Annotated in this window: 21 protein-coding genes; 3 read left to right on the top strand and 18 right to left on the bottom strand. The window is 55.5% G+C overall.

The window, feature by feature from the left end; genetic code table 11:
• Position 1 precedes the first annotated feature (1 nt).
• From BR04_RS01640 to htpX, 5 genes are all read right to left on the bottom strand, one after another.
• Entirely contained in the window at positions 2–2,383 is a 2,382-nt protein-coding gene (locus BR04_RS01640; protein WP_496354234.1) for a molybdopterin-containing oxidoreductase family protein, read from the bottom strand.
• Positions 2,384–2,452: 69 nt separating this feature from the next.
• Positions 2,453–3,367 (bottom strand): alpha/beta hydrolase family protein, encoded by a 915-nt coding sequence (locus BR04_RS01635; protein ID WP_496354233.1) that lies wholly within the window; start codon positions 3,365–3,367, stop codon positions 2,453–2,455.
• Between the two features lie 249 nt (positions 3,368–3,616).
• Positions 3,617–3,781, bottom strand: a complete 165-nt coding sequence (locus BR04_RS01630; RefSeq protein WP_496354232.1) for a hypothetical protein — start codon at positions 3,779–3,781, stop codon at positions 3,617–3,619.
• Positions 3,774–4,901, bottom strand: a complete 1,128-nt coding sequence (locus BR04_RS01625; protein ID WP_496354231.1) for an AAA family ATPase — start codon at positions 4,899–4,901, stop codon at positions 3,774–3,776. The genes BR04_RS01630 and BR04_RS01625 overlap by 8 nt, the downstream gene beginning before the upstream one ends.
• Positions 4,902–5,280: 379 nt before the next feature.
• Positions 5,281–6,141, bottom strand: a complete 861-nt coding sequence (htpX, locus tag BR04_RS01620) for a zinc metalloprotease HtpX (protein WP_496354230.1) — start codon at positions 6,139–6,141, stop codon at positions 5,281–5,283.
• 339 nt (positions 6,142–6,480) lie between these two features.
• Between htpX and BR04_RS01615 the strand changes: the two genes are divergently transcribed.
• A complete protein-coding gene (locus BR04_RS01615) occupies positions 6,481–7,446 on the top strand; it encodes a class I SAM-dependent methyltransferase (protein ID WP_496354229.1) in 966 nt (321 codons plus the stop codon).
• Positions 7,447–7,497: 51 nt separating this feature from the next.
• On the opposite strand, the gene gspE is transcribed toward BR04_RS01615, so the two are convergent.
• The 11 genes from gspE to gspG form a co-directional block, all read right to left on the bottom strand.
• A complete protein-coding gene (gene gspE, locus BR04_RS01610; RefSeq protein ID WP_496354228.1) occupies positions 7,498–9,168 on the bottom strand; it encodes a type II secretion system ATPase GspE in 1,671 nt (556 codons plus the stop codon).
• Positions 9,161–11,170: a type II secretion system secretin GspD gene (gene gspD, locus BR04_RS01605; protein ID WP_496354227.1), complete on the bottom strand. Its 2,010-nt coding sequence runs from the start codon at positions 11,168–11,170 to the stop codon at positions 9,161–9,163. Before gspD ends, gspE begins: the two co-directional genes overlap by 8 nt.
• A gap of 35 nt (positions 11,171–11,205) precedes the next feature.
• The gene (gene gspC / locus BR04_RS01600) at positions 11,206–12,078 is read right to left on the bottom strand and encodes a type II secretion system protein GspC (protein ID WP_496354226.1); all 873 of its coding nucleotides are present in this window, start codon (positions 12,076–12,078) and stop codon (positions 11,206–11,208) included.
• Between the two features lie 6 nt (positions 12,079–12,084).
• Positions 12,085–12,951 (bottom strand): type II secretion system protein GspN, encoded by an 867-nt coding sequence (gspN, locus tag BR04_RS01595; protein ID WP_496354445.1) that lies wholly within the window; start codon positions 12,949–12,951, stop codon positions 12,085–12,087.
• 28 nt (positions 12,952–12,979) lie between these two features.
• A complete protein-coding gene (locus BR04_RS01590) occupies positions 12,980–13,513 on the bottom strand; it encodes a type II secretion system protein M (protein ID WP_496354225.1) in 534 nt (177 codons plus the stop codon).
• 6 nt (positions 13,514–13,519) lie between these two features.
• Positions 13,520–14,935: a PilN domain-containing protein gene (locus BR04_RS01585; RefSeq protein WP_496354224.1), complete on the bottom strand. Its 1,416-nt coding sequence runs from the start codon at positions 14,933–14,935 to the stop codon at positions 13,520–13,522.
• A gap of 196 nt (positions 14,936–15,131) precedes the next feature.
• Positions 15,132–16,181 (bottom strand): type II secretion system minor pseudopilin, encoded by a 1,050-nt coding sequence (locus BR04_RS01580; RefSeq protein ID WP_496354223.1) that lies wholly within the window; start codon positions 16,179–16,181, stop codon positions 15,132–15,134.
• Positions 16,181–16,888: a type II secretion system protein GspJ gene (locus BR04_RS01575; RefSeq protein ID WP_496354222.1), complete on the bottom strand. Its 708-nt coding sequence runs from the start codon at positions 16,886–16,888 to the stop codon at positions 16,181–16,183. The genes BR04_RS01580 and BR04_RS01575 overlap by 1 nt, the downstream gene beginning before the upstream one ends.
• The gene (locus BR04_RS01570; RefSeq protein WP_496354221.1) at positions 16,885–17,274 is read right to left on the bottom strand and encodes a type IV pilus modification PilV family protein; all 390 of its coding nucleotides are present in this window, start codon (positions 17,272–17,274) and stop codon (positions 16,885–16,887) included. The genes BR04_RS01575 and BR04_RS01570 overlap by 4 nt, the downstream gene beginning before the upstream one ends.
• Entirely contained in the window at positions 17,264–17,758 is a 495-nt protein-coding gene (locus tag BR04_RS01565; protein WP_496354220.1) for a prepilin-type N-terminal cleavage/methylation domain-containing protein, read from the bottom strand. Before BR04_RS01565 ends, BR04_RS01570 begins: the two co-directional genes overlap by 11 nt.
• Entirely contained in the window at positions 17,755–18,189 is a 435-nt protein-coding gene (gspG, locus tag BR04_RS01560; RefSeq protein ID WP_496354219.1) for a type II secretion system major pseudopilin GspG, read from the bottom strand. The genes BR04_RS01565 and gspG overlap by 4 nt, the downstream gene beginning before the upstream one ends.
• A gap of 253 nt (positions 18,190–18,442) precedes the next feature.
• Between gspG and ndk the strand changes: the two genes are divergently transcribed.
• Both ndk and BR04_RS01550 read left to right on the top strand, forming a co-directional pair.
• Entirely contained in the window at positions 18,443–18,856 is a 414-nt protein-coding gene (ndk, locus tag BR04_RS01555) for a nucleoside-diphosphate kinase (protein ID WP_496354218.1), read from the top strand.
• 2 nt (positions 18,857–18,858) lie between these two features.
• Positions 18,859–19,635 (top strand): RNA methyltransferase, encoded by a 777-nt coding sequence (locus BR04_RS01550; RefSeq protein ID WP_496354217.1) that lies wholly within the window; start codon positions 18,859–18,861, stop codon positions 19,633–19,635.
• Here BR04_RS01550 and BR04_RS01545 read toward each other — a convergent pair.
• A complete protein-coding gene (locus tag BR04_RS01545) occupies positions 19,584–19,859 on the bottom strand; it encodes a hypothetical protein (protein WP_496354216.1) in 276 nt (91 codons plus the stop codon). The genes BR04_RS01550 and BR04_RS01545 overlap by 52 nt on opposite strands.
• A 55-nt stretch (positions 19,860–19,914) precedes the next feature.
• A complete protein-coding gene (locus BR04_RS01540) occupies positions 19,915–22,641 on the bottom strand; it encodes an ATP-binding protein (RefSeq protein WP_496354215.1) in 2,727 nt (908 codons plus the stop codon).
• Positions 22,642–22,682: the final 41 nt, after the last annotated feature.

The raw sequence follows: 22,682 nt of genomic DNA, 5'->3' as shown, positions 1-22,682 counted from the left end.
GTCACAGCCCCTTCCCTTCCCCACAGACCTCAAGCCTGCACGGTACAAAACGGTGAAGGGGCGTTCCGATGGGATCCCGGTGGGTGTGCAGCGTAAGATCGTTCACATTAAAGCCCCATTTCACCCCGTTATAGATAAGACCAAAACCATGGGGAATCAGCACCATGCCCGGCCGCACGTCCTCTTTCACCTCCAGCTCGCCAACGGCACTGCCCCCTTCCGTGACCACGCGGACGGTATCTTTGTCCTGAAGCCCCAGTTTTGCGGCCTCTTCGGGATGCACGGCGATGGTGCAGCCCCGCTTTCCCTGAATCCATTCCGGGTTACGCATCTGGGTGTTCATGTTGGTGGAGCGGTGCCGTCCGGCATTGAGAACCAGCGGAAAATCCTCCGGCAGGGTCAGGGCCTTTATTTCTTCTTCTGCATTCAGGCTTGCCGCCTTTTCCGCCAGCTCCCCAATGAAGAGATCAATTTTTCCGGAAGGGGTTTTGACTTCTTTCAGATTGTTTTCCGTATCCACCTTCCCGACCCAGAGTCCCTGGGGATGATCCAGCAGGGCCTGAAAGATCCGGTCGCCCATGTCAAAGCCCGTTTCAAATCCGGCGCGGGCCGCATTTTTTCTGAAAGACTTCGGGGCCGTCATCATCATGCCCCAGAGGGCCGCAAGGGCCGCACTGTCCCAGGCCCTGCCCAGGGTTTTTCCCAGAATGAAGAGCATTTTGGAAAGGTGCTCCGGATGGTCTGCAATCCAGCCCATGAGTTCCGCGCCAAAGGTCATGCGGTCTTTGGATGCGGCTTCCATCACCTTTTCCGGAATTTCCGGGATCAGGCCCAGCCTGTCCGCAAGCAGGGTGAAAATCTGCGAGGCTTCAAGGCTTTCCCCATGGGGGGTCACAAGGGGCCTTCGCAGCTGGAAATACACTTCCGGATAGGTCCACGGGAAGAAAGTTCCGTCATAAGCTTCATAGAAACTGCGACAGGGCAGCACATAGTGGGCCAGACGGGCGGTTTCGCTCATGACCATGTCACAGACCACGAGAAGATCGAGGCTGGAGAAGGCCTTTTCCAGAGCCTTGGTATCCGGCCAGGAACGCAGAGGATTGCAGGTGCTCACGATGATGGAGCGGATGCGGTCTTTGTGATCGGTGAGGATTTCTTCGGACAGGATGCTACAGGGAAAAGACCCGGCTGCGGCAGGAGGCATTCCGGTCACGGCGGATTTCCAGACCTTTTCACTGCGCTCATCCGCATGAAAGCCTAAGGGCATGACCATACCGGGGATGATGTTGCCGCCCCTTTGTCCGAAAATACCGCAGACAGCGCCCAGCACATTGAGGAGATAGGAGTTGAGGGTACTGTGCCTGCCCATGTAGATGCCAAGATCCGGATGAAAGCCCCAGCGGCGGGTGGCCATGAGGCGGCAGAGTTCATGAACGGTTTCATAGACAAGACCGCAGACTTCAAGGGCGGCCCTGCTGTCAAAATTTTCAAACCAGGGGCGGATACGCTCCCAGCCCTCGCAATGGGCTTCGAGGTATTCTCTTTTCTCCCAGCCTTCCTGCACCAGAATGGCGATCATGGCCTTGATGAGGAGGGCATCCGTTCCGGGCCGGAGGGCAAGGTGGATATCCGCAATTTCAGCGGTTTCGCTTTTTCTGGGATCGACTGCCACGAGAAGGCGCTGGGGATCTTTGCTGATTTCCTTCAGCACCTTAGGGGTCTTGGGCATCTGATGGCTCTGCATCCCGTTCCAGCCCCAGGCCACCAGCATCTCGGTTTCATGCTCATCCGGGCCGGTGAGGATATACTGTTTCCCGAACATGCGGCCCTGCACCCACCAGGTTCCGCTGAACTCCTGACCTGCGGAAGTGTAGAGGTTCTGGGAACCGAAGGCCCGCATGAGGCTTACCCCAAACCCCGCTTCCATGTGTCCCCCCTGGGCGGAAGCTCCCAGATAGGCAAAGGAGCGGGGGCCGTGGGCAGCAAGGCCGGTTTTCAGTTTTTCCGCAATTTCCTCCATGGCCTGATCCCAGGAAATGGGGACAAAGGCATCGCCCACCCGTTTCAGGGGATGGGTGAGACGATCCGCAGGATACTGATGATAGAGCACATTCAGCCCCTTGCGACAGGCATAGCCTTCGCTTCTGGGGTTGTCCTTATCCGGCCTTACTTTCACCATACGGCCTTCTTCCACCAGAATTTCCAGCCCGCAGTTCTGGGCGCAGAGCACGCATCCCGTCTTATGCCAGTCTCCCATGAAAATCCCCTTCCATTTGTTGTCCGTCACTCCCCGCAAGGCCCCCACTGAGGGTCTCCCTGCCGGATTGCCCTGTTTGTGGCTGCCCCACGATCCTCCCTGCACCGCCTTTTTGAGCGTTTCCATACGCCTGCATGGGAAGGGGTGCCAGTGCCTGTTCAGAAATCAAAAAAATCCCGCTGACCTCTTCCCGGATCAAAAAGACGGCTTTTCCGTCACCCCGGAAAAACCGGCCCGGTATGCCTCTTCCATCAGCCATGCAAGCATCTTCTCCCACAGGGGCTGGGCCTGAGACCGAAAATACCCCATATGGCCGATGGGGCCAAACCCTTCCTGCTCAGGATCCAGATCCACCCTTGTAACGGATGCACTGCCATATCCCGCAATAAACGCATCTCTCGAAGGCGGCAAGGCCCAGAGATCATCCAATGCGCATCCCGCAGCAATGGGCATACGCACTTCCCCACAAAGAGATTTCATGTGGGGCATGTCCGGGTCATCAAAAAAATAGTGGGGAAAACGGCACCAGTACCGCCACTGCTGATACACCCCACGGGGAAGATCTTCCCCCATCCCCACCAGAGATCCGGGACAGTAGCCCTTCCACCGGGTTAAAATGGGCAATACGAGGTTCCACAGCAGACGGACGCGCAGACTTTCCAGGGGCGGCATCCAGCCGTGCCATCCCGCACCTGCGGCAAGGGTGTAGCAGGCCGTCACCTTCCGGTGGTTGGGAAGAAGGCCCAGGGCATGACCGCCAAAGGAATGCCCCACGAAAAAAAGCGGAAGCCCTTCGCTGGCCATGGCATCCACGCCACTGGCCAGATCCCGACATGCCCAGTCCAGAAAACTGGCCTCAAATCCCTTCAGGGTTGCGGGTTTTGATTTGCCGATTCCCCGGTAGTCCAGAGTGAGGGTGGTCAGGCCCTGACCGCTGGCATAGTCCGCAAAACGCCGGTAAAACGCCTGGGGAACGCCTGGGGCACCTGCCACCACAAGATGCCCCCGTACCGGGCCCCTTGCATGAAAGCGCGTGGCCCCGATGGGGTAAGCATCGGCGGTAGTGAGGGTGAGGGGTTCCACATTTTCTGCAATACGGCCTGGGTTCATGGCGGCTCCCTTGGCGGATGTGGGGGGGGATGAAAGAATTTTATTATGTATACAAAATAATGACCCAAACTATTCCGCACACGTACTAATGTCAAGAAAAAATCCTTTCCGTGTATAAAAGTCCCCCCTGGTAGCTGTCAGTAACCCTTCACCCGATGGGGGATGAGAGGGTCGATTCCGAACAGTGTGAAAAAACACTGGTTCAGCAGGAGCTTGTTTCTGAACCCATGTTTATTCTACCCTTCTGATTTACGCTTCCCCATTTTCCCTCCCGGCCAGAGCTTCCAGTTGTGTAAGCCAGCCATTGAACAGCGGGCAGGCGGAACGCATCCCCGGTATACCGATGGCTTCGGCGACGAAGCGCTGTTCCGTTGGCCCCTCCACGAGCACCACCACCTCGGCAAAGCTAACCATGGGCTGTACCTCCCTGAATCACGTTTTTTGTCCAGAGCTGCCCTACGGAATAGTCCTCCAGCCACTCCCTAAAGTCATCATATTCCAGCCGCTCAAAGGTGGATTGCCCATGTTTGCGGTTCACAACAACAATATCCTCAATGGCAAACTGATCCAGAAGAAGGGGGGACTGGGTGGCCACAAGAATCTGGGTGCGTCCTGCGGCATCCAGAATCAGTTCCCCAAGGATGCGTATGGCTTCGGGATGCAGGCCCAGTTCCGGCTCATCAATCACAATAATGGAGGGCGGGTCGGGTTGCAGAAGGGCTACAGCAAGGCAGATAAAACGGATGGAGCCATCGGAGAGGTGATAGGGCTGCATGGGAAAATCAGAGCCCTTCTGCTGCCAGCTCAGTTTTACCTTTTCCGCTTCTCCGTAGCGAAGTACATCCAGACGGAAATCATCAAAAAAAGGAATAACCTGCCGGATGGCGCTGACAATCTCCCCGTAACAGGAGGCCCTCTCATTTTTCAGTCGCAGCAGAAAAGGGGCAATGTTGCCGCCATGGCTTCTCAAAACTTCATTGTCTTCAACAATTTCCGAGCGGCGCATGGGGGCTAAAGCACTGGTATCGTGGAAATGGTACACCATCCAGCGGGCAATGGATGCATAGACATAATAACCCACTCCGTTCTTTTTCCCACTAGATGATCTTTCAACACGTTCATCAAAAAGGCGGCTTTCCAGTGAGGGGCTGCCATAGGAGCGCCAGTCCGTTGTTACATATTTTTTTTCTTCGCTGACAAGAAAGGTCTCATCCACCGTTGGGGTCAGTTCAAAACGATAAAAATTGGAGCCTTCGGCATAGATACTTGAAGAATCGAATTCAAAATGCATCCTGATCGAAGGTGTCTCTTTGGGGCCGTTGTGCAGGAAATTGTCCGCACCGCCATTTTCCAGAATAAACTTCTGGAAATTCTTCCGGGTCATCACCATGAGCATACGGAAAACCTGAACAAAGTTGCTTTTACCGGCACCGTTGGCACCAATAAAGACATTGAGATTTCTGAGTTCCAAGGCCTCCAGATTCCGGATGGATTTAAAACCGCTGATATGGATTGTTCTGAGAGTTCTTTTCACACCATTCCCTCCACATCCCACATATATTTCATAAATTCATCCTTAATGCTGACAGGGATCTCCCTGCGCCAGTCCCCTTTTTTTGTTTCTGTACTCAGGAACTCTTAGCCTATCCCCCTGCCCCTGACAAGATTCAAGGGAAAAGACCGTCACGGGAAAAACCGCACGAAAAAAGGCCTGCCATAACAGCAGACCTTTTCCTTCCCGTTTTCAGTGCGTCACCGGTGAGAGGCCGCTGTCATACAGGGAAACAGCGGTAATGTCATCATGGGTTTTAAAGCGGGGATGAGATCAATCTATGAAACCTTACCCCTGCACACCGGAAAGCCTGAGTCCGGAACCTGAATCCGGAAAAAACCTGGGACGGATTCTTATCCTGTCAGGCCATGTCCCTTGCCATGGCACTGAGCCTCCGGATCCGTTCTTCCATGGGCGGATGGGTGGAAAAAAGCTGGGCCATGGAAGCCCCGGAAAGAGGATTCACGATAAACATATGGGCCGTTGCCGGTCTCGCTTCCGCTTCTTCCATGGGGACACGCAGACTGCCCTGCTGGAGCTTGTTCAGGGCATTGGCCAGAGCCATGGGATTGCCGCAGAGACTTGCGCCCATGGCATCGGCCATGTATTCCCTGGATCGGGATACGGCCATCTGGATGAGGCTTGCCGCCACGGGGGCAAAAAAAGCGATGATCAGGCCCCCCACCATGCTGCCGCCACCCTCTTCCTCATCGCTGCTGCGGCCCATGCCCAGAAGAGCGCCCCACTGGAGCATACTGGCAATCATGCCAATGGCTCCTGCGATGGTGGCGGCAACGGTGCCGATAAGGGTGTCCCGGTTGGCCACATGGGCCAGCTCATGGGCCATGACCCCTTCCATCTCTTCCCTGGAAAGCAGGGAAAGAATGCCCTGAGTGGCTGCCACGGCGGCGTTTTCCGGGTTTCTGCCCGTGGCAAAGGCATTGGGACTGTCCGAAGGAATGATATACACCCTGGGCATGGGAAGCCCGCCCCGCTGGGCCAGTTTTTCCACCATCCGGTAGAGGGAGTGATCCGGCCCCACCTCCTGGGCATTGTACATGCGCAGGACAATTTTATCCGAGTTCCAGTAGGCAAAAAAATTCATGCCTCCTGCAATGAGAAAGGCGATCATGGCACCGGAACTGCCTCCCAATGCACTGCCCATCCCCACAAAAATCAGGGTCAGGGTGGTCAGCAGTATGCCGGTTTTCAAGCTGTTCATGGAAATCCTCCATCCTGTTGTTTCGGGTTGGTAAAAACATCATTTTTTGAAAGGCCCTCGCATTTATGCTGCAAAACACGTAGGCTGGCGCTTCGGACAGAGAGAGAATCCTGCCCTTTCTGAAAACGGGTCTCCTTCATCAGGAGTCTCTCTGGTTCTGGAGTGCATATGCCGGAATATACTTAAAAAGTCCGGCATACCTCCAAAAAAACAAATTTTATGGAGAAAATAAGGGATTTTCAGATCCCGTCAAGGTCGAAGGAGCATTCAGCCCCCTGATTCTGTCCCCTTCCACATCTTTCCTTCATACCTCTTCACCCAGAAACTCCGGAGCTGTTCATGCACAATTCGGTATCAGACCCCAAAATCCAGGCCCAGGCCACCATGCTGGCCAATCGGGTACAAAAGCGTTTCCGCCATCTCCACAAGCGTTTTTCCCGTCAGGGAATTGAGATCTTCAGACTCTATGACTGGGATATCCCCGAAATCCGGGCCGTTGTGGACTGGTATGCAGGGCATCTTGTCATTGGCGAATACATGCGGGAACAGTCCCTGCCCTCCTGGCTGCCCGCCATGGCCGAGGCTGTGGCAGCCCTGCTGGATGTTCCCCCGGAAAGGGTGCATCTCAAAAAAAGACAGGCCGGACTTCGGGATGGCAAGCGTTATGGTCGCCTGGATCACAGCCATGAAAAAATCATTATGGGAGAAAGGGATCTGAAATTCTGGATCAATCCCAGAGATTTTGTGGATACGGGGCTCTTTTCCGACCACAGAAACACCCGGCTCATGGTGCGGGATCTGGCTTTAGGGAAGGATTTTCTCAACCTCTACTGTTACACGGCAAGCTTCACCTGCTATGCCGCCGCAGGGGGGGCCAAAGCCAGCATCTCCGTAGACCGTTCCCAGGGCAACCTGGACTGGGCCAGGGAAAATTTCAGGCTCAACGGACTGAACGAAAAAGACCATGCCCTGGTGCAGGCCGATGTGCCCGAATACCTGGATCGCCTGAAACGGGAAGGCCGCCGTTTTGACCTTGCCGTACTGGATCCCCCCTCCTATTCCTCCATACGGGAAACCCCGCACACCTTTGACATCAACACGGAACATCCCGCCCTGCTCCACAGGGTCTGTGATGTCATGAAAAAAGGCGGGGTTCTCTTTTTCTCCACCAACCATCAGGGCTTTGAACCCCTGCTGGACAGCCTGAGGGTAGAGACCATTGAAGAAATCACTTCCCGCACCCTCCCCGAAGATTACCAGAGCAAACGAAAAAGGATACACCGCTGCTGGCGTATCCTCATCTGATCACTGCGCAGCCTTCTGGCTGCCCTGTTTTCTGAAGCAGGCAAAAAAGGCTCAGGTGACCCGAAGCACCTCGGCGATGGTGGTCAGTCCCTCACGGATTTTCCGGATGCCGTCCTTGCGCAGGGTTACCATGCCGGCTCGCACTGCGGCATTCTGGATGGGGTTGGAATCTGAAGTCTTGAGTACCAGCTTTTTGAGACCGCTGTCCATTTCCATGATTTCATAAATGCTCATGCGGCCCCTGTACCCCGTCTGAAGGCAGGCGGTACAGCCCTTGGGCTGAAAAATCTCCCGGCCCCTGAGGCATTCCCCGTCAGGCCCCAGGGTGTCAATTTCCTCGGGCAGGGGCTGATAGGGAATCTTGCATTCCGGACAGAGAGTCCGCACAAGGCGCTGGGCCATGACGGCCTTGACCGCTGAAGCAATGAGGAAGGGTTCGATGCCGATATCCACAAGCCGGGTAATGGCACTGGCTGAATCGTTGGTATGCAGGGTCGAAAAAACAAGGTGGCCCGTAAGGGCCGACTGGACGGCAATCTCTGCGGTTTCCTGATCCCGGATCTCACCGATGAGAATGACGTCCGGATCCTGACGCACGATGGAGCGCAGTCCCTTGGCAAAGGTGAGGCCGATCTTGGGATTCACCTGGATCTGGCCGATGCCGGGGATGCGGTATTCCACGGGATCTTCAATGGTGACGATATTGATGTCTTCCCGGTTGATTTCCGCCAGGGCCGCGTACAGGGTGGTGGTTTTCCCGCTGCCCGTGGGGCCGGTGACAAGAATAATGCCATTGGGAAGACGGATCAGGCGGTTCAGGGTGGCATAGGTATCCCCGGACATGCCAAAGTCCGACAGTCCCAAAAGGGTATTGGCCTTGTTGAGAAGGCGCAGCACCACCCTTTCCCCAAAGGCTGTGGGCACGGTGGAGATACGCACATCCACGGACTGTCCCCCGATTTTCACCTCCAGACGTCCATCCTGGGGCAGACGCTTTTCCGCAATGTTGAGCTTGGCCATGATCTTGATACGGGAAACCAGGGGAGCCTGCATCCATTTGGCGGGCCGCATCAGCTCGTAAAGCATCCCGTCCATACGGTAACGGATGACAAAACGATCCTGATAAGGCTCGATGTGGATATCCGAAGCATTGGCTTTCACGGCCTGGGCAATGATGTGATTGACCAGCTTGATGATAGGGGCGTCATTGCTGTCATCCAGAAGATCGGCGGCCTCTTCGATTTCACTTAAGATGGACTCTCCGGATTCCTCCTCCAGATTCTGGGCAAATTCCTCCACAGACGTACGGGCTTCATCATAGGCATGGTTGATGGCCGAAAGGATGCGCGCCCTGGTACCCAGTACGGGAGAAAGGGGAGGAATACCGAGAAGGGCAGAAAGATCGCCTGCCGCCTCCAGACCCGAAGGATCGTTCAGGGCCACCCTGCCCTCATGCAGCATGGGAAGAAGAAGATGACGTTTTAAAAACTGTATGGGCAGCCTGCGGGCAAAATCCATATCCTTGCCGTCCAGCTCCAGAGCAGGCAGAAAGGGAATCCCCAGCGTCCGGGAAAGGGCGAGAAGGATGCTTTCCTCATCCGCGACCTTCCGCTTCAGAAGCCCGTCCACAAGCCCCTCATCCCCTTCGGCAAGCACTTCCGCCAGCACAGACGCCCCGCAGCCCAGGGAAAGGGCCAGCTTTTCCAGAAACGCCTCACGCATCGGGACTTCCTTCCGTGGGGGTAAGGGGCATGGCCGGTGGAAGGGCCTGCTGTTCTCTTTCCGGAGCATACATGGGAATCAGTTTTGGGGTGAGTTCTCCGAGATTTTCAATACGGTCTCCGGTCACCCGCTTCACATCTTCCACCGTACGGATGATGTGGGGGGTGATGAACACGAAAAGATTGGTTTTCTCACTGGATCGGCCCACACTGCGGAACAGATAGCGCAGCAGGGGAATATCTCCAAGGCAGGGTACCTTGTACTCGGATTCCGAAAACTTGTCGTCAATGAGACCGCCAATGACAACGGTACTGCGATCCCGCACCAGCACCGTGGTGTCAATCTTGCGTTTCAGGGTGGTGGGCAGTTCGTTGAGATTCCCGGCTGTGGAATCCAGTTTGGTCACTTCCTGAAAAATATTGAGGCGTATCAGACCTTCCTTGCTGATCTGGGGGGTGATTTTCAACTGAATCCCCACATCCTTGTATTCATAATTGCTGTAGGCATTGTCCCCTGAGGTGGATTTGATGAGGTAGGGAATGTTCCGGCCCACGGTAATGCTGGCTTCCCGGTTGTCCAGGGTGGTGATCTGGGGCGTGGACAGAATGTGGACACTCTTATCCGACTGAAAGGCCTGAATCAGAGAGCTGAGGTTGGGAAACACCAGTTCCTGTCCGCCGGATTTCAGTACCAGAGGAGCCGCAGCCACACCGATGGAAAAACCGGCCGGCAGAACACCTTTGCTGGCCAGTCCCACGGAATTGGACCAGGCGGAAGTTCCTCCGGTTCCGGAAAAGCCCCCACCAACGGCGGCATCCGCTCCATTTGTGGAGAACTTGTCCCCCACCGCCCATTCCGTCCCCAGACCAAAGCTGTTATCCAGATTGACTTCCGCAATGAGGCATTCAATGAGCACCATGGCCCGTGGAATATCCAGTTTCTGAATCACATCGGCCAGCACCACATGGTCACCCTGGTTGGCCATGATGACAAGACTGTTGGTGGCCTGATCCGGGGTAACACTCACATCCGCCGATACAATGGCTTCTCCCTTGGCCCCGCCGGATGCTCCGCCGGATGCGGCGGCTGTGTTCCCCTTGCCCACAATGGATTGCAGCACCTTGGCAAGGTCATCAGCCACGGCATTTTCCAGATAATAAACATGCACCCGTCCCCTGCCCTTGGGCAGGGCACTGTCCAGCTGGTGAACAAGGGGGGTCACCCTGTCCAGATCTGCCTTACTGGCCAGAATGATCAGGGTATTGGTTCTGGAATCCGCCACAAATTTCACGGGATCTTCCGTAACGCTTTTCCCCTCTTCCCGCCGGGTCTGGCGGAATACGGACTCCAGGGTTTTCACCAGATCCTGGGCATCCCCGTGGGCCAGGGGGATGATGCTGATCTCCCGGCCCATATCCCGGACATCGAGATAACGGACAATTTCCAGAAGACGGCGGATATTGGATTCCACATCCGTGATGATGAGCATCTTGCTGGAGGCATAGGAAAGCAGCACGCTGGTTTTGGAAACCAGGGGTGCAAAAAGACGCCTCAGCTCTTCGGGATCGGCATATTGCAGGGGAATTAGCTGGGTAATCATACGATCCGTGGCATCCGGAGGAATATCGCCGACGCCCGTGTGCATGGCCTTGGTCCGGGCATCGGGCTGGGTAACAACTTTGTACACCTCCCCTGAAAGCACGGCGGCAAAACCGTGAACCTCCAGCACAGACTCAAACACATCCCAGGCCTCTTCCACCGTTACGGCTCCGGGAGAAACGATGGTGATCTTGCCCCGTACCCGGTTGTCGATCACAAAATTTCTGCCCGTGACCTCACTGATGTATTTGATGAAAACCGTTATCTCCACATCATTGAAATCAATATTCACCTGTCTTTCCTCTGCACCCGCAGGCGGAGAAAGCAGCAGGAAAAAGAGAAGAAAAAAAAGGATCAAAAAATGACTTCGGGTCTTGGAAAAATGTCTTCGGGTCAGCATCATCCGCTTGGGTTCTCCATGCGCGGTTCGGGCCGCTTTCAGTTTCTGATGGTATAGGAAAGGGTCTGGGGTGCACCGCTGCGTTCCACCTGAAGGGAAACGGAATTGGCACTTTTCAGCTGGTCATAAAAGGTCAGGGCATCGTCCACGGACTGAATCTGCTTTCCGTTGACCCCTTTGATAATATCGCCGTTTTCAAGGCCAAGCTGCCGGAAAATGGAGTCCGACCGCAGACGATCCACCCTCAGCCCCGCAGGCTTGCCATCTTCAAAATTGGGCCGGATACGGATCTGGCGCATCAGCTCATTGATGTCCTGCAAAGAGCTTTCAATCGTCTGGCGGGATACCTCCTGCATGGTGACAGATCCGGATCCGCCAGATGAAGCTGCTGCCAGGGGAGCCAGAGATTTCTGCCCTTCTTCCGCATCCATCTCCAGAATTTCGTCCTGTCCCCTCCGGGTGAGCACCACTTTCTGGCGAAGGATCATGCGCACCATGGCATCCTGAATCTTATCCCCCACACGGTACAATTCCTGACTCTTCTTTGTGGTGTCTTCAATAACGGCAAAGGCTTCCCGTGCATTTTGGGACGCCACGGTACCCAGAAGCTTCAGCCTCAGGCTGGTACGTTGCAGATTGTCCAGATTGATGGCGGGTTTTTCCTCAACCGCTTTTTCCGGGGTACGGGTTCCGAAAAGATTGCGTTCGTAAATCACCGCATACGCCGCCGGATCCCGCTGCAATCTGCCCCGATCCGCAGTTTTACCTGCTGCGGACTCCACAGGTATAAAAATGCCTGAATCCGCAGGTGTCAGGCGTTCGGACAGAAGGCCGTATCCCAGGGACACCAGGGCATAGGCGCCCAGAGGAATCATCAACAGGTTCCAGAAAAGAAAAACATAGCGGATCATAACGCCTCACAGCCGTATACCCGCAAGGCTCACCTGCGGATTGTCAAGGGTTCCCGCCACGCGCACCGGAATTTCCCGTTGTCCCACAAAACGGCCAATGACAGGGCCAATGCCCCCCATGCGGGTCAGTTGCTGTAAAAAGGCGGCATCCGGACGGATACCGCCGGAAAAATCCAGAAGAGGGCTTCTTCCCATGGGGTCACTGATGCTGCCCCGAAGGGTCAGGGTACCGAAATTACCGGACAGCGCAATGTTGTCTATGTCCAGTTTCCGGGCATCCATACGGCCTTCAAGTTGCAGGGCCACAAGACGAAGACTCAGGGAGGCCAGCATGGGTTCGTTCAGGACAATATCCGCACCCTCCATGTCCAGGGCACCTGAAATTTCCAGCTTCCCCTCTGCGGGCAAAGCCAGAAAACGGCCCGAAAGCCGTCCCTTCACCCCAAAGGGCAGTGGCCTCGGAGAAAGATCCGCCACAGCCGTCATATCCAGATTTTTCAGGTGAAGGCTGCCTTCGCTTTCAAAGGGATGGGAAGGACTGATACGGAACGCTGCCGCAAGGGAGCCTCCCAGTCCATCAACAGCAAGGTCTCCCCCCGGTGTCCCCTTCATGAAAGCGAAAAGGGAGGGGGTAATCCGCACCTTCTCAAGAACAATCCGAAGATCCTTTTCCAGACTACAGTCCCGCAGGTGAAGGCTGGCGGGAAAATGCAGGGAAAGCTCTTTCATTTCAAGCCGGACACCCGTTTTCTCCAAAACGGTGGATTCGGTAAAGCGACGAAGGGATTCTGCGGGAAAAAGCAGGTACATGAATAAAAGCACCATGCCAACAGCATAAAAAAACCAAGCGCCTGCCCTGATCCACGATCCCATCTTCATTGATCCCATGGTCACCCTTACCTCATCCCGCCACGGTCTGCGCATTGAGAACAACGGAAAGGGTTGCAGGTTCCCTTCCCGCCTTCCGGGTAATGGACAGACTGCGAATCTGAATATTTTCCGGTGCATTTTCCAGATGAAACAACAGACGGGTGAGATCCATCATGCTCACATCCTCAAGACGCATCTCCACAAGGGAGAAACGCACTCCCGTGTTTCTATCCTCCGCATTTCCGGGTTTCATGGAAGCGATATTGCGTTTCAGGCCCGTTTCACCGGCCACACGTTCCAGAAAAGCAAAAAGGGTAAACCCTTCCCTGCGAACGGCAAGGGCGGTAGCGGCCCCTTCATTGCTGCTGCGCAGCTCTCGGTAACGGGCAGCAAGGGCCTGCATCTCCCCCAGGTTTTCCGTCTTAACGGCAATGCTGCGATCCAGACGGTTTCTCCAGTCCCGGAGGGGAGAAATCAGAAGCTGATCCAGCAGAAGAGCAAACAGCACAAGACCCGCAATGAGGATAATTTTCTTTTCCCGTCTGGAAAGTACCAAGGAAACCATGATGTCCTATCTCAGATCCGCGCGGAGGTTGAAGCGTACCCGGCCTTCTTCCTGATCCGCAGTGGCCTGGGTAATGGTCACAGAAGAGAAAAAGGGCTGGGCAGCCAGTCGGTTTTTCAAAGCATCCACATTGTTATACGCCCCCGTCTCTCCGGAAAGGGTCAGCTGATCCCCCGTAAGGGCAAGGCGGGTAAAGGTCATGGATACCCCTTCCGGAGCCGACTGAGCCAGTCCCCGGAGAAGATCCGTCATGGAATGGGCCGCAGCGCCACTGGCGGCAAAGGCCGAAGCCTGTTCCATTTCCCTGAGATGTACCCGCATCTGATGCAAAGGATCCACGATACGGGTGACATTGGGCAGGGTTGCGGTGAAGAGACTGCGGATTTCATGATCCAGCATACGATCCCTTGCCCGGAGGCGCTGCATATCGAAAATGAGATGGGTACCGAACAGAAAAAGAACGATGAGACCCAAAAAAGCGGATCCCACCAGGGCCTTGCCATGGCTTGCCCAGAAATGTTCAAAACGCCATCCCCTCTCCCCGAATTTCGGTTCCGCCTTCCCCTGAAGGGCGGCCCAGCCCGACAAAACCGCACAGGCCCCCTCCATATCCGCATCCAGCCGGTGATCCGGATCCAGTCCGGCCAGGGCGTCCCCTCCGAGGACACGAATGGGAAAATCCAGCTTTTCCTGCAAAGGGTTCTGCAAGACAGCGGAACCGGATCCCATGACATACAGCCCTTTCAGATCCAGAGCCGGATACCGCAGGGTACAGAGTTCCCCCAGAAGGGCAAACACCGCCTGTACAAAGGAGGTTTCTCCCTGCTCCGCAGGAGCAAGGACACGGAGAGCCAGAGGGGTTTTACCCCGCATCAGAACAAGACTGCCCCGTGTATCCAGCAGTCCCCACCCCTCCTGTATCTTTTCCATGGAGGCCAGGGAGATGGCTGCGCCAACCTGGGAAACGGTCACGGCTTCCACAAAATACCCCGCATTGCCGAGATGGCCCACCAGCCTCTCCATGCGGGACTTTTCCAGAGCCAGAGCCAGAACCTTTGTGCCGGATGCCCCTTTTTCAGTTTCACCCGTTTCAATAAAGGCCATCTCACAGGCATCCGCAGCAAGCCCCAGCCCGGACGCCATTTCAAGGGGAAGAACCTGGGAAATTTTCCCGGCGCCCCTGAAGGGCAGGGTCATGTTGCGCACCATGAAATCCCATGCCGGAAGACAAAGATACACAGCCGCATTTTCCGCGCCCAGGGATTCCAGGAGGGTCAGCGCCACCTCTTCCAGGCCATGTTCCGGATCAGGGCGATGCAGAAGCATTTCCTGAAGAAGGATACGTCCACCCCTTTCACGGGAAAAACGACAGCCCCGGACAGCTTCCCGGGAAATTTCAAGGGCAAGAAAAGCCTGGGACATGAAAGAGACAAACCCTTCTTTGATGATCAGCGTTTATCATGGCATGGGCCTGCCACCATGGAGAAGTTTCAAGGAAAAGTTCCAGCAATCACACAGAGCGGTCAGAAAACAGCTCTGGATCTGAATTCCCTGCCCCGGGCAGACATTCATCAAAAAAACGGCTGAGACAAGCCGCCTGAGGAAAAAAAGGTATAGGCTATTCTTCCCGCCAGCGCAAGATCCGGCAGAAAAAACGTCCCGTATCCCCTTGTTTTTCCCGCCGTACAATGGCGGTGATCTCCGCCTGTGCACCATTTTTCTCTGCCCTGGATACAATGCGAAAAATATCGCTGCGCTGTGTGATCAGATCCGTGGCAAGGGGCGTCTCCTCACAGCCCGCACAACGGCGGTACCATTCCCCCTCAAGCGCATTGACATAGATTCCTTCACTTTTCTCATCACGGAAAGCCTGAATTTCTTCAGCCATATGCATGCTGGATGTTTCCGTGATCAGGGTGGCAATCACCTCCACCGGAGCCGTATTGATATTGATACGGCCATCCACATGGACATTGCGTCCGGAACGGCTTTCTTCTCCCCAGACCGTCATGAAACGGCCCAGCCCTTCAACCCCGCCTACCCGCGCCCACAGGGCCGGAGTGATGCCCCTCACCCTTTCCAGCTCGGAAAGATCCGTAAAAGGCCCGTTTCTGGGGGCATAGGGAGGATCCAGGGACGCATAATAATCCCCTTCCGCGCCATCCATTCCTGTGATGCTGTCATCCTCACCGGAGTCCAGCCAGTCGATGAGGGGGTTGATAATGGCACTGGGACGGGTTCCGATGAGGCTTTCATCGTGGAGAATAAGGGCGGAGAGAAAACGATCCCAGAGTTTCGCCTGCTCGGCATTGACCTCATTGGGCCGTTTGACCAGGGCATTGACCTGAATCTTACCCAGTTCATCTTCAATCCGCACCTGGGGCATGGGGGAAATGCCGGAAGCGGCAAGGGCTGTCTGCAAGATTTCAGGATCATTCCAGGTATCCTGAAGACTGTCCTTTTCCGTCAGTTCCCGATCCCTTGCAAGGAGGGCCATGGCGGACTGGGTACCGGCAAGGGCGGCATGACGGGCCTCTTCCACATCCCAGTTTTTTCTGACGGAAACAAGGGTATCCCGCATCTGACGGTGCAGGGTTGTGGCCAGCGCCACCAGAACCAGCATCATGGCAAGAACGGCCACCAGCACCATACCGGAAGATCTGTGCATCACACCTCTCCCTGGGAATTCCGCCGGACGGGAATCAGAATTTCCGTTTCCATGCGCCGGGCATCCGGCCCCTTGCCCACTTCCAGACGGATACGCACCGCCCTGGGGGTGGCCCAGCCATACCGTTCTTCCTCGGACTGCCATTCGCGCTGCCATTCTCCCCTGTCATCCAGAAATTCCAGGGTAAAGGCCTGCAAATGGGAACAGACAAGAAAACGGCGCACCGTATCCTTTTCAGGATCCGGATAGGGATGGAGGTCATCGCTGCGATACAAAGCCCATGTACCTTCCGCAGCTTCCTCAATGGTGTAGCCGATACGGGCCACGCCCCGCAGGGAAGATCCGTAAAGGGGCAGATGGGCATCGGCTGCAAAACGCAGCCCGGACATTCTTTTGTCCCCCACCAGGGTCTCCCAGGCTTCAAAATAAAAAGGATCCTTTTCATCCTCAAAGGCTTCCGGCCTGCGATAGGCCGGAGGCAGGGAAACCACGGTGGCGGTGAGATCCCGTGTGAGCCAGGTCATGGCCCGCCTCGCTTCCTTCAGGTTGCGCAGCATGGGGCCCATGGTCTGTTCCGATCCCACCATGGCAGAAAAAGCAGCATAGGCCGATCCCATGATAATGGACAGAATCACCAGGGAGACAAGAATCTCCATGAGGGTGAACCCCGCCTCCCGTCCCCTGTTCTTCACCATGGTGAGGTTCATGGCAGGACTCCATGGATGGTCTCCCGGATCAAAAAGACCGTTCCCCGCCTCAAAAGACGCACATGCACCCGGAAAAGCCGGGAATTTTCTTCGCCAAGTTCCATATCTTCAAGGGGGCTGACCTTCGCCTCCCAGGTGAATTCCGGAAAATGTTCAAAGTCTCCTCTTAAAACACCGGGATCGGGAAGTTCACGGATCATCCGGCTCATGATCTCAGAAGCCAGGTAAGGCGCCTGCACTTCCGCACTGGCACGATCCAGAAGCCCGATGCTCTGCCCGTGAAGCCTGAGTACGGAGGTGAGCACAAGCCCCAGAATACTGAGGGCAATCATCACTTCAATCAGGGTGAACCCCTTTGCCGTCCTGAGGGACTCCTCACACACCATGATCCCATCCCTCGGGATGCACAAACCCCTGTACCAGTTCCACCCGCGCCTGCAGGGGATGGAGGATCAGGGTTTTCCGTCCCAGACGGCTTTCCAGCCAGAAAAAAACAGGATCCGCATAGCCCTGGGGATAAAAGACAATTTCCCGGGTTTCGGGAAAATCCCTGCCCGCACGGCGCAGGGAATGGACGGAAAGACTGGCCGGAAAAACCCATTCCCTCTCCCCTTCCCCTGAAATCCTGAGGCTTTTATAATCCGGGGCCAGTTCCAGCATTCTTTCTTCTTTTTTTTCCAGGGCTTCCTCCCCCAGCGTTTCCAGCAGGGCCGCAAACTGATCCAGTGCCCTGCGTTCCTGATCCGCATCCAGGGCCAGACGGATTCTGGGAAAACTTAAGCCCAGAATCACGGTAATCAGGGCCAGCACCACCACAAGCTCCATGAGGGTGAACCCCGAAAAATCCCCCCTGCATCCCCCCCTTTTCATTTCTTTTCCCAGGAGGTGATGTCCGCATTGGCCCCATCGCCACCTGCCACTCCGTCTGCCCCATAGGAAAGAATATCGTATTCCTCATGGATGCCGGGAGAAAGGTAGATATAGGCATTGCCCCATGGATCCTGGGGAACCTTGCGGCTTTCAAGATAGCCGCCCTCCCGCCAGCGTTCTCCGGCACTGTCCGGTTTGCGTACCAGGGCCTCCAGTCCGTCCTCTGTACCGGGATAGCGTCCCACATCAAGGCGGTAAAGCTTCAGGGCGGTTTCAAAGGAGGTGATATCCATTTCCGCTTTGGTGCGTCTGGCGTCATCGGTGCGGCCCAGAAGCTTGGGGGCAATCCATCCCGCAAGAATCCCCAGAATGACAATCACCACCATAATTTCAATCAGGGTAAAGCCCTGATTTCCCAGTCTGCGCTTCATACAACCTCCACAAAAGGGTTCTTTAGTGTTTTACGCCCCATGTGTACGTAAAAAGAAAACAAAAGGCAACGCCACCTTGACCCCCATCCTGTCCTTCTGCTAAAGAGCCAGACCTGAAAGGTGCCTTTTTTACACATTTTTTTCCTGAAGGCGTCCCCGTATTTTTTTGTACTGTCTCCTCAGACAGCCCCCCTGATCCTGCTCCCTTCCGCGCTGCGGCAGGGAAACTTTAAAAAACAAAATAAGGTGACTCATGGAACAGACCCTTGCCCTTATCAAACCCGATGCCGTAGAACAGGCCTGCATGGGGATTATCCTGGAACGTATGGAAAAGGAAGGTTTCAGAATCCGCGCCATGAAAATGCTGCGGCTTTCTCCGGAAGAGGCCAGAGCCTTCTATAAGGTGCATGAGGGCAAGGCCTTCTTCAGAGAGCTGGTGGATTTTATGGTTTCCGGCCCCCTGGTCGCCCTCATTCTGGAAAGGGAAAACGCCATTGCCCACTGGCGCAGCATCATGGGCGCAACAGACTACAGAAAGGCCGCCGAAGGCACCCTGCGCAGCCAGCTGGCCACAGCCCTGGAGCGCAATGTGGTGCACGGCTCCGATGCCGAAGAAACGGCAAAGGAAGAAATCGCCTTTTTCTTCAGCACACGGGAGCGTATCTGAATATGGAAGCCCTTGCAGCAAAGACCATCAGCTTTGTGCTTTGCCGTCCCAAATTCCCGGAAAATATCGGATCTGCGGCCAGGGCCATGAAAAACATGGGGTTTTCCCGCCTTGTGGTGGTGTCGGAAGAGCCATTTGATATGGAAAGGGTATACCGCATGGCCACCCATGCAGCACGGGATGTGGTGGATGCCATCGTCTGGCATGAAAACCTGGCCCAGGCTGTGGCGGATAAAAGCTATGTGGTCGGTACAACGGCCCGGCTGGGCCGCAACCGCAAACGCAGCCTGCTCACCCCCCCGCAGCTGGCAGAGCAGATTCACCGTCTCTCCACTGAAAATGAGGCGGCCATTTTATTCGGTTCGGAAGACAGGGGCCTTGAGAATGAGGATCTGCGCCTCTGCCACGCCTTTGTCTGCATTCCCACCGCAGATTTTTCTTCCCTGAATCTGGCTCAGGCCGTTATGGTGATTGCCCACACCCTCTTTTCCCATGCGATGCCGCCCAGCCTGGAACCCCTGCCCAAACTGGCCACCCGTCAGGAACTGGACGCCCTCTACGCCCATATGCAGGAAACCCTGATCCGCATCGACTTCATGCGGCCGGACAACCCCGATTACTGGCTGGACAACTTCCGCCATCTGCTTTCCCGCATCCCCCTCAAGGCCAGGGAGGTACGCATGCTGCGAGGTATCTGCCGTCAGGTACAGTGGTACGGGGAACATTGCTACGAAGAAGGACGGAAAGGATCTTCCCCCTCCTCCCCCACCGGGGAATAGGATTTCTGCCCTTTTTCAGGACGGCATGTCCGCAGATAACGGAGCCGTCCTTCCCGAATCCGAACCGCAGACCAGCCCGAAAGACTTTCTTCAAGCCATAGGACAAGCCGTTTTACGGTCTCGTCCTCTTCCAGGGACAGGGACGGCAGCCCCTGCTTCCGCCTCAGAGCGTCCAGAGGGGACAACAGGGCCTGCGTTTCCTCGGCAGGGGGGGATAAGGTCATGACGGTTCTCCTGTTTTCGGCTGTACCGCTTTTTTGCAAAAAAAGACTTCTTTCCTCAGGAGTCCCCCTTTCCCGGAAGCCAGGCTGCCAGGGTTTCGGCCAGATCCTGACCGGAAAGGGGTTTGGCAAGGTAGGCGTTCATCCCCGCACGAAAGCAGAGCTTTTCGTCATCCCGCATGGCATTGGCCGTCATGGCAATGATGGGAATCCCGCCATGCCGCTCTCCGGCCTCTCCTTTCCGGATACGACGGCTGGCTTCCAGACCGTCCATCCGGGGCATCTGCACATCCATGAGGATGAGATCATAATTTTTTTCCCCCAGCAGGGCCAGAGCGTCTTCCCCGTTTTCCGCCACATCCGCCCCAAGCCCCAGCTTTCCCAGAAATCCCAGTGCCACATGCTGGTTGGTGAGGTTGTCTTCCACCACAAGGACACGGGCTTCTTTCTGCGCAGCTGTCAAGAGGGATGCAGGGGAAAGGCTGGGTCTCTCCGGGGGCTTTTCATCCCCTTTTTCACGGGAGCTTTCCGAAAGCTTCATGCGCACCGTAAACCAGAAGGTACTGCCCTGATGCTCCTGACTTTCCACGCCCATTTTCCCGCCCATTTTTTCGGCAAGCTCCCTGGAGATGGCCAGACCCAGTCCTGTGCCCCCATGGGTGCGGGAAATGGAGGCGTCTGCCTGGGAAAAGGGCTGGAACAAAAGCGGAATTTTCTCCTTTGAAATCCCCATCCCCGTATCTTTCACAGAAAAATACAGCAGCACGCCCTCTTCATCCTGCACCAATAAGGAAACATCCAGACGGATTTCCCCCTTCCGGGTAAACTTCAGGGCATTGCCCACAAGATTGGTCAGGATACGGCGCAGCTTGTCCGAATCTCCGCAGAGACTGTCCGGAACCCTGGCGTCGACATGCGAGACAAGGCGGATCCCCTTTTCCCGGGCCAAAATCCCCATCGGTTCAGAAAAGGTCTCCAGAAAATCCCTGAGCGTGAAAGGAATGGACTCCAGACAAAGCTGCCCTGCCTCAATCTTGGCAAGATCCAGAAGACTGTTCAGCATACCGATAAAGGAGCGGCAACTCTCCTCCACAATGCGGACATAATTGTGCTGCTCGGCATCCAGGGAGGTTTGCAAGAGCAGTTCCGCCATCCCCTGGATACCATTCATGGGCGTTCGAAGCTCATGGCTCATATGGGTAAGAAAAGCACTTTTGGCTTCTGTAGCCGCTTCAGCATCTTCCCGGGCTTTGGCCAGCACCTTCTCCATCTTCTGGTGTGCTTCCAGAGAAGCTGCAAGCCCTCTTTCCGTCGCCCTGCGTTCAATGACCCGTCCCATGAACGCCGCAGCCTGCACCATGATATCCAGCATCTGGGCGTCCTTTTCCGCCTCCCTTCCGGAAAGAAAGAGGGCCACGGCCGCCGTGTGCCCTGTCCGGGATACGGGCAGCATACAGGCGCTTGCTACAGGAGATCCCTTTTCCCGGAAAAGAACCATGCCGGGAACCCTTTCCTGTGTCCCGGAATTGAGAAAAAGGGCGTGCTCAAAGTAAAAACAGTCCTCGGGCCGGATTTCCTGCAAGAGGGTTTCCACAAAATCCGACCAGACCTTTTCCCAGGATCTGGAGTACGCAGAAAAAACGGCATGGCCCTCCGCATCCAGTTCTTTCACCCAGAAGAGACCTGCCTGCCAGTCTCCGTAGGCACATATTTTTTCAAGAAAAACATGCACAGCCCCTTCCAGGGTTTCGGCATCCTGGGTCAGGACGGCAATCTCCCGCATCACTTGTGTAATTTCAGATCTGGCCTTGAATTGCAGGGCTGATGCTTCGGCTCTGCGCCGCTTTTCCGCCTGCCTTTGCAGGGCCATGGCCAGAAAAAGAAGGGAAAAAAGACTCAGACCAAAGACAATCCCCACCGTCCACAGTTCCCGTCGCCACCGCGTCAACAGCATCCCTTTATCCATTTCAACGGCAAGGTAAAAGGGAAAGTCGGGAAGTTGACAGGTAACGATGAGGGTGTCGGCATTCCCAAGAATCCGGATACCGCCCTCCGTAAGCGTCTTCAGATCAAAGGCCTTAAAAGCGGTATAGCCGGAAAGGAGGGGAGAGGGGGACTTCAGATGAATGTCTGACCAGCCTGAAAGAATTTCCCCTTCCACATTGTATAAAAAAATAGACCGAATTCCCTCCGCAGCAAATTCCCGGTAATTTTCCCGGAAATGGGCAAAATCCACAATTGCGGTGAGCACACCGGCAAACGTACCATCGGGCCTTTCCATCCTGCGGCTGAACCGGAGGCTGCGGCTTTCCTCCCCGCTGTTCTGCCCTGTGTGGATATGAAAATCCATCATGGCGTCCCTGTGAACGGCCACCAGAAAATCCCTTTCCGCAGCCGAAAGGGGGGACAGCTCCTGATGGGTGTAGATCAGATGCCCCTCCGCACCCAGAATCTGAATATCCTTCAGCTGATGCAGAAAAAGCACCCGCTGCTGTATCCGCCTGCGAAAATCCCTCTCCCTGAGATCCCCCTCTCCCTCCAGGGACGAAAGGATGGAAATGAGGGTGATGTCTATGGCACGGAAAAGACCGGAACCGTGTTCCGCCAGTACGCGGGCCTGGGTCTGCCCCCGGATGGCAGCGTTTTCGAGAAGAATCTCCCGGTCTTTCAGTTTGGTGAACACCACAAAGCCCAGAAAAACCCAGATAAGGATAAAAAGGGGGAGGATGAAAACGGTGGCAGGACTGAATAAAAAACGTTGAAATCTTGAAGTGTTCTGGTGCATCCTCTCTCTCTTCCTGTCAGGCAGATCCTGTACAGCATCTC

This window comes from Desulfobotulus sapovorans DSM 2055 (assembly GCF_059569355.1).
The sequence above is the reverse complement of the archived record's forward strand: the minus strand, read 5'-3'. Positions and strand labels throughout refer to the sequence as shown.